This window comes from Streptomyces sp. NBC_00400 (assembly GCF_036048035.1).
In the GTDB taxonomy this organism is placed as follows: Bacteria; Actinomycetota; Actinomycetes; order Streptomycetales; family Streptomycetaceae; genus Streptomyces.
This window is the reverse complement of record NZ_CP107940.1, coordinates 2,116,653-2,128,845: the sequence shown is the minus strand read 5'-3', so window position 1 is coordinate 2,128,845 and position 12,193 is coordinate 2,116,653. Positions and strand designations below refer to the sequence as shown.

The 12,193-nt window shown below is 68.2% G+C and carries 11 protein-coding genes; 7 read left to right on the top strand and 4 right to left on the bottom strand.

Going from position 1 to position 12,193, the window contains the following annotated elements; all coding sequences use genetic code 11:
• Positions 1-319: 319 nt before the first annotated feature.
• From OHS81_RS09265 to OHS81_RS09240, 6 genes are all read left to right on the top strand, one after another.
• Positions 320-643 carry a WXG100 family type VII secretion target gene (locus OHS81_RS09265; protein ID WP_311625340.1) on the top strand — a complete coding sequence of 108 codons (324 nt, stop codon included), beginning with the start codon at positions 320-322 and terminating at the stop codon, positions 641-643.
• Between the two features lie 123 nt (positions 644-766).
• Positions 767-1,060 (top strand): WXG100 family type VII secretion target, encoded by a 294-nt coding sequence (locus OHS81_RS09260; RefSeq protein WP_006602760.1) that lies wholly within the window; start codon positions 767-769, stop codon positions 1,058-1,060.
• Between the two features lie 218 nt (positions 1,061-1,278).
• On the top strand, positions 1,279-2,517 hold the full coding sequence (gene mycP, locus OHS81_RS09255; protein WP_443058669.1) for a type VII secretion-associated serine protease mycosin: 1,239 nt from the start codon (positions 1,279-1,281) through the stop codon (positions 2,515-2,517).
• A gap of 20 nt (positions 2,518-2,537) precedes the next feature.
• The gene (locus tag OHS81_RS09250) at positions 2,538-2,885 is read left to right on the top strand and encodes a hypothetical protein (RefSeq protein ID WP_328384159.1); all 348 of its coding nucleotides are present in this window, start codon (positions 2,538-2,540) and stop codon (positions 2,883-2,885) included.
• A gap of 40 nt (positions 2,886-2,925) precedes the next feature.
• Complete coding sequence (locus OHS81_RS09245; protein ID WP_328384158.1) at positions 2,926-4,431, top strand: hypothetical protein; 1,506 nt, start codon at positions 2,926-2,928, stop codon at positions 4,429-4,431.
• 90 nt (positions 4,432-4,521) lie between these two features.
• Positions 4,522-5,832 carry a S8 family serine peptidase gene (locus tag OHS81_RS09240; RefSeq protein ID WP_328384157.1) on the top strand — a complete coding sequence of 437 codons (1,311 nt, stop codon included), beginning with the start codon at positions 4,522-4,524 and terminating at the stop codon, positions 5,830-5,832.
• A gap of 163 nt (positions 5,833-5,995) precedes the next feature.
• Here OHS81_RS09240 and OHS81_RS09235 read toward each other — a convergent pair whose 3' ends face one another.
• Together OHS81_RS09235 and OHS81_RS09230 are read right to left on the bottom strand one after the other, a co-directional pair.
• Complete coding sequence (locus OHS81_RS09235) at positions 5,996-7,024, bottom strand: WXG100-like domain-containing protein (protein WP_328384156.1); 1,029 nt, start codon at positions 7,022-7,024, stop codon at positions 5,996-5,998.
• Between the two features lie 217 nt (positions 7,025-7,241).
• The gene (locus OHS81_RS09230) at positions 7,242-7,571 is read right to left on the bottom strand and encodes a WXG100 family type VII secretion target (RefSeq protein ID WP_328384155.1); all 330 of its coding nucleotides are present in this window, start codon (positions 7,569-7,571) and stop codon (positions 7,242-7,244) included.
• Between the two features lie 521 nt (positions 7,572-8,092).
• On the opposite strand from OHS81_RS09230, the gene OHS81_RS09225 reads away from it, so the two are divergent.
• Complete coding sequence (locus tag OHS81_RS09225; RefSeq protein ID WP_311625347.1) at positions 8,093-8,392, top strand: hypothetical protein; 300 nt, start codon at positions 8,093-8,095, stop codon at positions 8,390-8,392.
• Positions 8,393-8,574: 182 nt separating this feature from the next.
• On the opposite strand, the gene OHS81_RS09220 is transcribed toward OHS81_RS09225, so the two are convergent.
• Positions 8,575-9,906, bottom strand: coding sequence for an SUKH-4 family immunity protein (locus OHS81_RS09220; protein WP_328384154.1), 1,332 nt, complete (start codon positions 9,904-9,906; stop codon positions 8,575-8,577).
• On the bottom strand, positions 9,903-12,167 hold the full coding sequence (locus OHS81_RS09215) for an ATP-binding protein (RefSeq protein WP_328384153.1): 2,265 nt from the start codon (positions 12,165-12,167) through the stop codon (positions 9,903-9,905). The genes OHS81_RS09220 and OHS81_RS09215 overlap by 4 nt, the downstream gene beginning before the upstream one ends.
• Between the last annotated feature and the right edge of the window lie 26 nt (positions 12,168-12,193).

Genomic DNA, 12,193 nt, shown 5'->3' with positions numbered 1-12,193 from the left:
TCGGCGCGGACTTCGGCGTCCGTATTCCGTGCACCGTAGAATTCACGGTGATCACCGTGGCCTTCCGGTGCGATCTTCGTTACTTCCGAACGCCCGGACCTGACCGATAGCATCGCTTTCGTCCGGTTCTTTTGAACGGCGTTTCCATGGCGGCCAGTTGACGATGTTGTGATCCCGTCACAAGAACGCTCCCCCTGTTGGGAACAGGCATATGGAGTGGTTAAAGTAGCCAAAGGCGTCAGCAGGAGATGCCTACCGCGCGAGCGCCTGTGGCGGCATGCCGCGGTACGACGTACAAGTCTCATGGGGGACGTTGACTATGGCTGGTCAGCAGTACACAACCACCGAGGAGGAGATGGTCGCGTTCAGCGGCAAGATCTCCTCGGTCAACCAGTCGATCCAGGGCGAGATCTCGCGCCTGAACACGGTCGTCGACACCATCACGTCTGGTTGGAAGGGTGCTGCGGCCTCCTCGTACAACCAGCTCCAGTCCCAGGTGAACGAGGACGCCACCCGTCTCAACCAGCTGCTGGGTGAGATCAAGGAAGCGATCGACGCGACCACGAAGAACTACTCCGCCTCCGAAGAGGAGCAGGCCCAGTCGATCTCGCACATCTCCGCCTCGGCTTCCCCGTTCGGATGATGGGGCCGCGTCGCTGACCGCGACGCAACGGCCCAGCCGCCACAGCCCGGGCCCGCCGGTTCGCCCGCCGGCCCGCTGTGGCACCTGCATCGACCAGGCTTCATCAACTCCTGAGGAGACACCATGTCAGGCCAGATCCTCGTTAATTTCGCGACGATCTCGCAGGCAAGTTCCGACGTGCGCGGTACTGCCAACAACATCCGCCAGCAGCTCGACGACCTCGAGGCGGGCGTCAAGAAGATCGCCGCCAGCTGGGAAGGTGCCGCGCAGGAGGGCTACCAGGCCCGCCAGCGCGAGTGGGACCAGCGCGCGGCCTCCCTGCACTCGACGCTTGAGGCCATCGCCAAGGCGCTGGACCAGGCCGCCCAGAACTACCAGGCCACCGAGCACAAGAACTCCGGTATCTGGGCGGGCTGACCTCACGGCAGCAACGGTACGGATAGCGACCGGCTGAGCAGCCCGAAGGCTCGCACAGTGGTCAATGAGGGCGAGCGCGCTGCATCAGTGCGCTCGCCCTTCTGCCGTCCGATACCGCTCCGCAATATCCCCGCCATCTCCTCCACACCGCCCCTTTCTCCGCCGTTTCCTCACCTCTCGCCCCGACCGTTCCGTCACACATGGAGAGCAGACAACCCGTGGGATCTCGCGCCATTGGTCATCGAGCCGGGCACCGTCGCCGAGCGGCGAGCGCACTGGTTTTGGCGGTGTGCATTGCCGGCCTGTCGAGCGTGACCGCCGCGCCGGCGATCGCGGACGAGAACGTGCCGCTCAACAGCGGTGAGTGCAAGTTCGGCACGGACAACATCGCTGAGACCCCGTGGTCACTGCAGCGCCTCCTGACGAATCAGCTGTGGGCCAACGGAATGAAGGGGCAGGGGATCCGTGTCGGTGTCATCGACACCGGTATCGACGACGGTAATCAGCAGCTGAAACACGCGATCGGCAGCGGCGGCAAGTCCTTTGTCAACGGCAAGCCGACCGAGGACAAGGTCGGCCACGGCACCAAGGTCGCAGGCATCATCGCCGCCCGCCCGGTCAAGGGTTCCGGCTTCTTCGGGATCGCGCCCAAGGCCACCGTCATCCCGTTCCAGCAGACTTCGGACGAGAAGGCCGGCACCGCCGACAGCCTCGCCAAGGCCGTGGACAAGGCCGTGGCGGAGGGCGTCGACATCATCAACATCTCCCAGGGAACCGGCGCGGACCCACGCCTTCTGCCCACCCTCGAGCAGTCGATCGCCCGCGCCAACACCAAGGGCATTCTGGTGGTCGCCTCGGCCGGCAACGGTGGCGCCGACGGCGGCGAAAAGAACATGTTCCCCGCCGCGTACTCGAACAAGTACCCCAATGTCTTGGCCGTGGCCGCCTCGGACCGCAACAACGAGCGCGCGCCCTTCTCGCAGTCCGGGCCCTTCGTCCAGATCGCCGCCCCCGGCGTCGACATGGTCTCCACGGTCCCCGATGGCGGCAATTGCGTCGACCAGGGCACCAGCTTCTCCGCTCCGTATGTCACGGGAGCCGCGGCCCTTCTCAAGGCAAAGCACAAGGACTGGTCGCCGCAGCAGCTCATCTGGCATCTCGAGCAGACCGCCGAGCGTGTGCGCAAGGACCGCGACAACTTCATCGGCTGGGGCGTCGTCGACCCGGTGGCAGCTCTCAACGACGACACCGAGCCCACTGCCGAACCCAAGCCGGACAAGCCCTCGAATATGGCTGACGGCTCCGATATCCATCCGGTCGCGGTCACACTCGGCGAAAGCCCCGAGGACCGGCGTGCCCGTGTGGCCGTCTACATTGTCGGCGGCGGACTTCTGGCCGTCGGTACGGTGGTGGGTTGCGCCATCGCACTTCGTGACTGGCGTCGGAAAACTTCATAGCAAACACGGGGAGGCCAAGGATGGCTAACGATTCCTACCGCGTCGATCTTGACAGGCTCGATGAAGTCGTCAAGAAGCTCAACAGCGTGCTCAAGGACATGCAAAGCGCCTCGGGCAAGGCGAAGAGCGGGACACATCTTCCGGAAGGCTCGCTGGGCAAGGGGTTCGAGGAGGAGGCCGCCCTGCGGCAGACGCATGCCGACATGAAGACCTTCATCGAGACGGATGTGCTCGGTAAGCTCGAGCGTTTGATCGGTGATCTTCAGAAGAAGACCTCGCAGGCTCATGGCGCTTACCAGGACCAGGAGCAGGACACGAGCAATGCGATGAAGAAGGGTCAGTCTTCGTCGCACAACAACTACTCCTGAGCGGCAGCCATGAGCTCACAGAGGAAGAGGGGGCAGGGACGTGGGTAGTTACGCGGATGGCAAGTACGCACCACAAGACAAGTGCTACGCAATCGAGAACACCACGAAGTTCTACAAGATTGACTTCACGTCACTGAAGGCCATGGTGGCCGATGCGAAGCCGGAGACGGTCGCCGGGGTCGCCCACGCCTGGGGACAGGTGCACAACACGATGGTGGTCGACAACGGCGGTGGCATCCGCGCGTATTTCGACAAGGCCATCGACGAGGTCTTGCAGCACTGGGATGGCGCTGCCGCGAAGGCGTTTCGCGAGCGCGCCAAGATGATCAGCGAGAACATCGGGAACGGTGCTCTGTACGCCAAGAACGTGAGCGAAGGCATGGGCCGCGCACACGAGGCTCTGAGCTCGTACAAGCAGCACCTCGATGGCATGGAGATGCCCGACTGGGGTGACCGGGCCTGGGACTGGGCGACGGACCACATCGAGCGCCAGGACAAGAACGCTGATGCACAGCTGGCGGGTGGAAAGAGCGCGACTCAGGTCGTTGAGGACAATGAAGACGACCTGTCGGCGCAGAAGGAGACGCAGCTGAAGGCTGCGGCGACCATGGAGTACCTCGGGGCTGCCTACCGGACAAATGCGGTAGCTATCGGGAAGCCGCGCGGAAGGGTTGACGACGATTCGTCCAGCATCCCGCCGCCCGACAACCCGGGTATCCCGCCGGTTCATTACCCCCTGCCGGCCGCTGTCACCAGGCCCAAGGGAATGTCTAAGGGCTCGATGAAGCCCATGGAGAAGGGTCCGGGGTTCTCGGGCGACGGTGTGAAGACGCCGGGGATCAGCGGGGGTATCGGCAACACGATGCCGGCCCCGGGCTCCCTGACGCCGCATGTGGGCACTGGTCTTGAAAGCCTGACTCCTCCGCAAGGCGGCGTGGGCCCCGGTGGAGGCGGAGGAGGCATCCCAGGCGGTGGTGGTACTGGCCCCGGCACTGGAGGCATGAGCGGTGGGCCCGGTCCTGGCGGCGGTACCGGGCCCGGATCCGGGGGGCTTCCCGGTGTGCCGGGCGGCATGAACGGTGGCGCTGGTGGCCGTACTGGTGGGACGACGGGGAGCGTTGGTGGTCGTACTGGCGGGAGCACCGGCCCCGGGGCCACCGGGCGTGGGACCGGACGCGCCGGCATGCCAGGTATGGGTGGCGTCGGTGCGGCAGGTGCCAAGGGTGGCGCCAAGGGTGCCGGGGGAGCCGGGCGCGGCCTTGGCCTCGCGCGCCAGAAGGGTGGCGTCATCGGCGGCGGCGCCGAAGGCAAGGGGGCCGGTGGCTCCCAGGGCGGATCGGGTCTGCACCGCAGCCGCGGGGGTGGCCAGTCGGGCGCTGCGGCTTCCGGTGGTCGTCGGCCGGCCGGGATGCCCGGAGCGCACGGTATGCACGGAGCCAAGGGCAAGAACGACAAGGGCCAGAACGGCGAGCGGCCGGACTACCTGGTCGAGGACGAGGAGACGTGGACGACCGACCGCAATGTGGCTCCGAAGGTGATTGAGTAGCTAGCCTTCGGGTGTGACAGCGGCGGAAACGAGTTGGGCCCGCAGTCTTCGGGCTGCGGGCCGCAACCTGTTGAGGAGAGGTGTTGCAGCATGAGCTTCACGCGGACGCTGCGTGCAGTTGGCGGCGTGGCGGTGGCAGGAGCACTGCTCTTCACCGCCGCGCCGACCGCTTCGGCGGACTACATCAGGGACGGGCAATGGGCGCTTGATGCGTTCAATCCGCAAAAGGTGTGGAAAGAGTCGACCGGCAAAAACGTCATCGTGGCGGTCATTGACTCGGGTGTCAACGGAGACCACGTCGATCTCAAGGGCAATGTCCTTCCGGGGAAGGACTTCACCGGCGGGGGCGGTACGGCAGATCACGAAACCGGTGATGATCACGGAACCGCCATGGCCGCTTTGATCGCGGGGCATGGGCACGGTCCTAAGCGTGCCGATGGAATCATGGGGCTGGCGCCGGATGCGAAAATCCTCCCCATCAAGACCAATGAAATTGGCGCCGGTACAGGCATCGATGGCCCTATTCGGTATGCGGTTGATCACGGCGCAAAGGTCATCAACATGTCTTTTGCCGGTGCCTCGCTGGACGACCAGGAGAAGAGTGCAGTCAGCTACGCCCTCAAGAAGGACGTGCTGCTGGTCGCTGGTTCCGGTAACGATGGCTCCAGCAAGCCTCTTTACCCCGCTGCGGCGCCCGGTGTTCTGGCTGTAGGAGCAGTGGGGGAGGACGGAAAGGTCCTTTCTCGGTCAAATTACGGCCCCCACATCCGTTTGATTGCCCCTGGCGAGAAAATCTATTCTGCGGGCACCTCGATGAAGTATCGCCAGGCCACCGGAACGTCTGACTCAACGGCCTACGTATCCGCCGCCGCAGCCCTCGTTCGCTCGAAGTACCCGGATCTCACCGCAGGTCAGGTCGCCAATCGCCTCACGAAGACGGCGATTACCCCGGACGGCAAGACGGGCGTCACGTCTCCTGATCCCAAGTACGGCTACGGAGTGATTCGCCCGTACCGTGCCCTCTCGGAGAAGATCCCTGCCGGTTCGAAGAACGGGCCCCTCACCATGCCGAAGGACACGGAGCCTTCCGCCGGTGCCGGCGCGGATGCGCCCGGAGGAAGCCCTTCGGCGAGCAGCGGTGCTGAGGAGAGCAGTGGTGTGAGTGTGAGCCCCCTTGCGGTTGTCGGTATCGCGGTGGGTGTGCTCGTTGTGCTGGGGATTGTCATCGGGGTGATCGTCGCCAACAAGAAGCGCCGGAATGGTCCGCCTCCGGGTGGTGGCGGCTTCGGCGGTCCTCACGGTGGTGTGGGGGTTCCCCCGCAGTATCCCGGTGCCTACCAGCAGCCGGGCGGCCCTGGTGGGTACCAGTCGGCACCGCCCAACTATCCGCCTCGTCAGTAGGGACGCAGGCTTGCAGGCTTGGTGAGCTCATCCGCCGGTATGAGCCGGGGAGCGCAGCCAGATCGCAGCCAGATGGCAGCAGGGGTGGGACCGCAGTTGATGACTGCGGTCCCACCCCTGCTGTGGTCCGGGCAGCGGAACGAACGAGCCGGTACCGAATGGCTCAGCCGAACACCGAACGCACCTCGTCCGTGACGTCCTGGTGGCGGGTGGCCGCCCCGCCCGTGCGGCGGTCGACATGGCGCTGTGCGTGGTCCAGGCCCCGGTTGGTGAGGTCTTCCTTGGCGTGGTCGACATAGGTGGTGGGGTCGGCGAGGCTGGTGACGCCGTCCTTGTACTCCTGGGCGCCTTCCTTGATGCCGTCGACGTATTCGCCGGCTTTTTCCTTGCCGATGTCGGCGGTTTCGCCCCAGTCGATTCCGTCGCGGGCGCCGAAGTGGCTTTCGATGCCCTGCTGGGCGACGTTCTGGGTCATCTCCGTGGCGGCCTCTTGGGCCTTTGCCTTGCCCTCTTCGACGATCTTGTCCCTGGCGATTTCCTTCGCCTGATCGATGACCTTGTCCTTGACGGTCTCCTTGACCGTCTTCTTGACGTAGTCCGCCGCGATTTTGCGGGCTTCCTTGGAGACGGCCTTCTTCGCCATCTTTTTGATGGCATCCATCGTGGCGTGCTCCATGGCCTTGGTGGCCGCCTCCATGACCTCGCGTTTGATCTTGTCGAGGATCTGGCGGACGATCAGGCGGGTGGCCTGGGTGGCGCCCGCGGCACCGAGTTCGGACAGGCCCAGGGTGAAGGGGGCAGCGGCCTGTGCCGCGATGAGCTCGGTGGCCAGCATGACGAGCTGGACAATGACGGCGATCTTGCCGGCGAGAACGGCGATGGCGGCGGCATCGAAGGCGACGGCGATCACCTCGGCTGCCGCGGCGGCGTCACGAAGGTAGTGGTCGCCGCTGTCCCCGCCGCCGGAAAAGGAACCCCATTCGTGGGAAAAGCCCTCGATCGCCTCTCCGGAGTTGGCGGAGACGACCTCACCGGCTGCCGAAGAGCCTTTGGTGGACGCTTGATTGACCGCCTCGGCGAAGTTGCGCCAGGTCTGGGCGCACTCGTGGAGCTTGTCCTCGTCGGCATCGGGCCAGTTGTAGCCGAGCAAATCCAGGACCCAAGCAACCTCGCCTGGCAGCGTCAATGACACAGTGATCGTCCCCCGTGCAGTGGTAGCCGATTGCGGAGTGCAATGGCGTCGGTGAAGGAAAGCGTGAGAGGGGTGGCAGGCGGTGGCCCGTGGGGAGGTCCCGCTGGTGCTCGGCCGCGCCCTCAAAAGGCGCTGCGGGAATGCGGCCGAGATGGGCCTCGGTCGGTTGTCCGGGGGCCCCGGCGCCCGGGTTCATGGGCGGGATGCCCACCGGGCGTCAGATGGCGGGGCGGCCGACCGCGCTGATGGTGTGTATGCCCTGCTCGTCGGATTCGGTGTACGAGCCGGCCATGTTCTGGAGCTTGTCGCCGATGCTTTCGAGGCGCTCGCCCAGGGAGTCCATCGATTCGAACATGCCGTCCCTGACGGGCGTGTAGATCGTTTCGAAGATGTCGCCGAAGTCGCAGTTTTCCCAGGGGCTGCCGAGTCCTTCGAGATCGTCTTGAAGCTTCTTCGACGCCTTGGAGAAATCGCTGCCGATGTGGACGAATGCGTCGCCCTGCTTGCGCAGCACATCCGGATCGACGTCAAATGCCTTGCCTGCCACCCGTGCCCCCGTCATGCGTCGCCCTGGATACCTGTCGCATCTTTAACGAACCACACATTAGGCGATCTGAACGCAGGCATGTCAAGGCGAGGTGTGTGGAGAGAACGTGGGCATCCTGGGGGCTCAACCGCGTGCGAATGCAAGGGAATTGACCCACCTGTGGCATTGGCGAATCTTGCGCGAGGGGGAGTCTGGGGTGCCTGGGGGGTGTCCCCCGGTCGGTGTACTGAAAGGGCAGGTTAAGTATGGGTGCGTGGTTGGTCAATTATTCGGGGCCGGAGGGGCAGGGGATGGGGGCGTCAACCGGGGGCCTTGCGGAATGAGCCGTACGGGTGGCCCCGGCAGGTTGACGGTTGGGAGTGCGCGGAGGCAGGGAATTCGACCGCCGGGTGAGAGTCCCGGCGGCCGGCGGTCCGCCCGTCAGTGGTGGATAGCCGAACCGGCCCGGCTGCCCGGTCGGTTGGTGCTGCTCAGGGGAGTGGGGCGGCCCGGCGATCACTCGTCCCGTAGCATTCCCGCTCATGGACGCAGCCGGTGCAGAAGAGCCCCTTCCCGAGAGCCGAGTGGGACTGACGCCCCGGCAGGCCAGGCGAATACGCATCGTCCTGGCCTCGGTGTTGATGGCCGCGATGGCGGGGGTGCTCGTGGTGCGCCTGGCGTCGCGAACGTCGGTGCTGGTGGTCGGGGTGTACGGGGCCGCGCTGGTGCTCTGTGGCGTGGTGATCGAACTCAGCCGGAACGGACGCACCCGCCTCGGCACCTGGTTGCTGGGCATCGGTCTGGCGGCCGCACTGGCGGCTGACTGGCTGCTGCTGCCCTGAGGGGTTGGGGAGGGGGCGCCGGGCGTATAGCTCAGTGAGCCTTTGGTGTTGCGCCCGACCGCCCGGTCCCTCGGATCGCCACAGGGAGGGACCGAACCGGAGGTAGCCCGACCGGAAACAGCCCCGCGCACGGTCCCACGCACAGCCCCCGAGTTGGCGCGCCTCGAGGGCTGCACCTGCCCTCAGAACAACCCGTGCCACATCTGCTCGATGACCAGCGACCACCAATTGCCGTCGTCATCCAGCGCCCAGGAGTCGATCGCCGCGATCTGCTCCTGGAAGGCGGCGACCGCCGCACCCGCCGCGTACGGGTCCATGCCCTGCATCTGCCGGCGCGTGGTGACCAACCCAGCGAGTGAGCGCAGGTATGCCGACGCGGTGCGGTTGACGAACCGGCCGCCGCCCGACGACGGCTGGACCGCCCAGACGGTGCCGACGAGATTCTGGTTCTGCTCCGAAGCGGTGCACTGAACGGCGAGTGTGTAGAGGCCGTCGGTGCCGATCCGGACGTAGCCGGCGAGGGTCGTCAGGGTCTCTTCGCGCGCTTGGGTGCCGCTTTCCCGCAGGTGGGCCGCCACGTCCGGGAACAGGCCGCCGGCCGGCGGGGCGTCCGGGCGGTCGGCGGTGAAGAAGTACGGCACCTGGGCGGGCAGTCCGGCCCAGACCAGGGTGTTCTTCGTGGCCTCGGGGAGCTGGGTCGTGGCGAGGTCATCGGCGTCCGGGCGGTGGACGCCCTGGGGCCCGAAGACCTCCACGAGGTGCTTGCCGAGGGCCACGTCCCGCATCGGTGGTGCGGCCTCGACGCGCTGTGGCACGGGCAGCCGGTGCGGCCGCGGCGGTGCGGGCCGGCCGGCCAGCTGGTGCATCATCCCGACGTGCCGTACCAGCCCGGCGATGCCCTCGGCGCGTTCCTCGGGACGCATGCCGTAGCCCTCGGTGCAGGAGAAGGCGGCGTTCGGGAAGGTGCGGAGGATGAAGTCACCGGGGTAGCCGCCGGGCAGCAGGGCCGACCGCAGATCGGTGTGGACGGCGCGGACGTCCGCGGGGTCGATGCCCAGCCGCCGCAGTTCGTCGTGGAGCTGGTACTCGGCGGGCGGCTGACCGGGGGCCGAGACCCGGGCGACGCTGGTCTCCTCGCCGGTCGACGGGTCGTTGTAGGTCGCGACGGCCGTGTTGCCGGGGCCGGTGACCGGACGCTCCGCGGGCGCCGAGGGGGGGGCTTCGCCACCCGTGCCGTGCTTCTGCCGGTACATCCGTACGACTTCGTCGACCGGCACCGGCGGCCACACCGTCAGTTCGCCGGACGCCCGGTCGACCACACCACAGGCGGCACCGACCTCGGCGGGCGGGCGTCGCTGCCCGGTGTGCGGGTCGGCCTCCGGGGGCGGCGGCACCGCCCACACCACCCAGCCGAGGTCGAACTCCTGCATGGCCACCTCCCGCGGCGGGCCCTGCCGACCCCCGGGGTTGAGCCAGCGGGCCGCGGTGGCGTGGGCCTGCGCCTGGGTGATCACGAGTGGTCTCCTTCGAGGCCGTCGAGGCCGTTCAGGCCGTCGGACGAAGCGGAGTCGGCGGTGCCGGTGCGCTGGGCCGGCACGGAGGGGACGGGCGCGGGGGTCGCGGCAAGGATCTGCCGGGCGGTCACACCGCGCGCGGTGGCGACGACCAGCACACCGTCCGGTGAGAGGTCGGCGCCGGTGAACGGGGTGTCGGAGAGTAGCGCGGCCACCACTTCCTCGTCGGCGCGGGCCCATACCCGCAGATAGTCGGCGCCGCGGCTGAGCCCGAAGGGCGCTGCCTCCTGGGCCTGCGCAGAGGGCAGTTGCACCTGTGCCGGATCGGCGTCGATATACCCCGGACGCAGCAGGTCGTGGACGAGGAGCGCCCGGCCGCCCGTCTCGGAGGCGTCGCCGTCCGGGCCGGGCACCGTACGGGCACCGGGGGTCCCCTCGGGGACGAGGAATGCGGCCACGGGGCGGGGAGCGGCGGCGGGGGACGCCGGTACCGGCCCGGCGCTGCCGTCCGGGGCAGGGGCAGCCGCGCCGCCGGGGCCCAGGGCCGTCTCCGCCGGTGTCCCGTCCGGGCCCCCGGCCGCGCCCGCCGTCGCACCGTCCCCGTTCCGCGCGGGCAGGGAACCCGTGGTCACGGCGCGGACGCCGACCAGCGGCACGCTCCACAGCGTCCGCCACGGCAGGGTGAAGCCGAGCGTGTGCAGCGCGTCCGCGTAGGCCACCAGCCCGTCCTCGACGAACGCGGACTCCAGGAACGCCGCCCGCAGATCGGCCGGTGCCTCGGAGCGGGTGAGGAGCGGGGCGGTGCGCAGGTACGTACGGGCCGGCGCGCCCAGTTGCTCCAGCGGTACGGCTTCGACGGCGGCGCGCATCGTCACGGGGTCGGCGTGGGCGAACAGGCCCGGGTCGGTGAGGAGTTGGGGGAGGAGACCGGCATCGAGGGTGTGCGCCGCGAGGTGGTCGCGGAGGTACGGATCGGCCTGTGCCCAGTCCTGCTGGGGCACCGCTTCCAGCAGCGCCATGGCGATCTTGGTCTGGGCGTCGCGGACGTCCGGCAGACCGGAGCGGATCTCCTCGGCGATCCCGGGGTGCATCAGGCGCAGCAGCGTACGGCCCTCGCCGGCCCCGGAGCCGGCCCCACCGCCGTCCGCGGTGTTGCCCCTCTCGCCGTCGCCGTTCCGGTCCCCGTCGCCCTCCCCGTTCCCGTCGTCGGTGCCCCGGGACGGCTCGACCGGCTCGATGAACGGTGCGGCCAGCAGCATGCCGTCGGCGAGGTCCTGGCTCATGTCCCGGCCGGCGACGGCGCTCGCCAGCGCACCCCACAGCTGGACGGGCAGCCCCTCGCCCTCGGCGAACGCGAGCGGCGCCAGCATCAGCCGCAGGGTCTGCGGATCGGCGCCCAGCCGGCGCGCATGCAGATCGAGCACCTCGCCGACGCTGCCGGGCAGCAGGGACGGGTCCGCCGGGTCGAAGCCCTCGGGCCGCACGATCAGCGACTGCACGGCGAGCTGGACGGTCAGCCGGTTGCCGTCCGCGCGCGTCGCGAGGGCTTCGGCGAGCGCCCGGCGCGCGGACGGGTCGGTGGTGTACGGGAGTTCCGGCGCCCCCGCGTCGGGGGTCAGCGCGGCCTCGGCGTGCCGCACCAGGCCCTTGGGGTCGGCCCACTCGGGCGCGTCGAGATCGATGATCTGCGCCTGGCCGGGAGGCAGCGCCCCGGCCAGCTCCGCGGCCAGTTCGCGCGGCACCTCGGCGAGCAGGTGCACCGTTTCGGTGGCGGCGAGCGGCTTGAGGACGTCCCGGACGACGCGCGCCGGCTCGTTCGCGGCGCGTACCGGACCGGCCCGGTCGACATCGGGCACCACAAGGGTCACCGGCTCTTCACGGGCGGCGAGTTCGGTGAAGATATCGTCGTCGCGGTCGGCGCTCAGCCCGAAATGATCGGAGATGAGCCACAACAGCTGCGCCGCGGTGCGCCCTGCGGGGATCGGTACGGCGGGCTCCGGGAGGTCGGGGGGCACCGTTGCCGGGTCCAGATCGTCCAGCGGCAACTGCTTGCGGTGGGCGGGGTCGCACAGCATCAGGAAGCCGGTGACCAGGCGCGAACGTCCGCTGCCCGGGTTGCCGGTGAGCACGATGACGCGCGGCGCGCCCGGCCACCGCATGCGCCAGGCCGCGAGCGCGCGGAGCACGGCGGTGCGGCCGCCGACGTACGGATGTGGTGCATATCCGGCCGTCGTGGCTTTTCCTTCGCCTGAGGCGCTCATGGCTTCCTCGTCCCCCATCAATCCCG

Excerpts from the sequence above, each read along its gene's own strand:
- OHS81_RS09260 (WP_006602760.1), top strand. The coding sequence starts at position 767 with ATGTCAGGCCAGATCCTCGTTAATTTCGCGACGATCTCGCAGGCAAGT.
- OHS81_RS09240 (WP_328384157.1), top strand. The coding sequence starts at position 4,522 with ATGAGCTTCACGCGGACGCTGCGTGCAGTTGGCGGCGTGGCGGTGGCA.
- OHS81_RS09215 (WP_328384153.1), bottom strand. The coding sequence starts at position 12,167 with ATGAGCGCCTCAGGCGAAGGAAAAGCCACGACGGCCGGATATGCACCA.
- OHS81_RS09265 (WP_311625340.1), top strand. The coding sequence starts at position 320 with ATGGCTGGTCAGCAGTACACAACCACCGAGGAGGAGATGGTCGCGTTC.
- OHS81_RS09250 (WP_328384159.1), top strand. The coding sequence starts at position 2,538 with ATGGCTAACGATTCCTACCGCGTCGATCTTGACAGGCTCGATGAAGTC.
- OHS81_RS09225 (WP_311625347.1), top strand. The coding sequence starts at position 8,093 with ATGGACGCAGCCGGTGCAGAAGAGCCCCTTCCCGAGAGCCGAGTGGGA.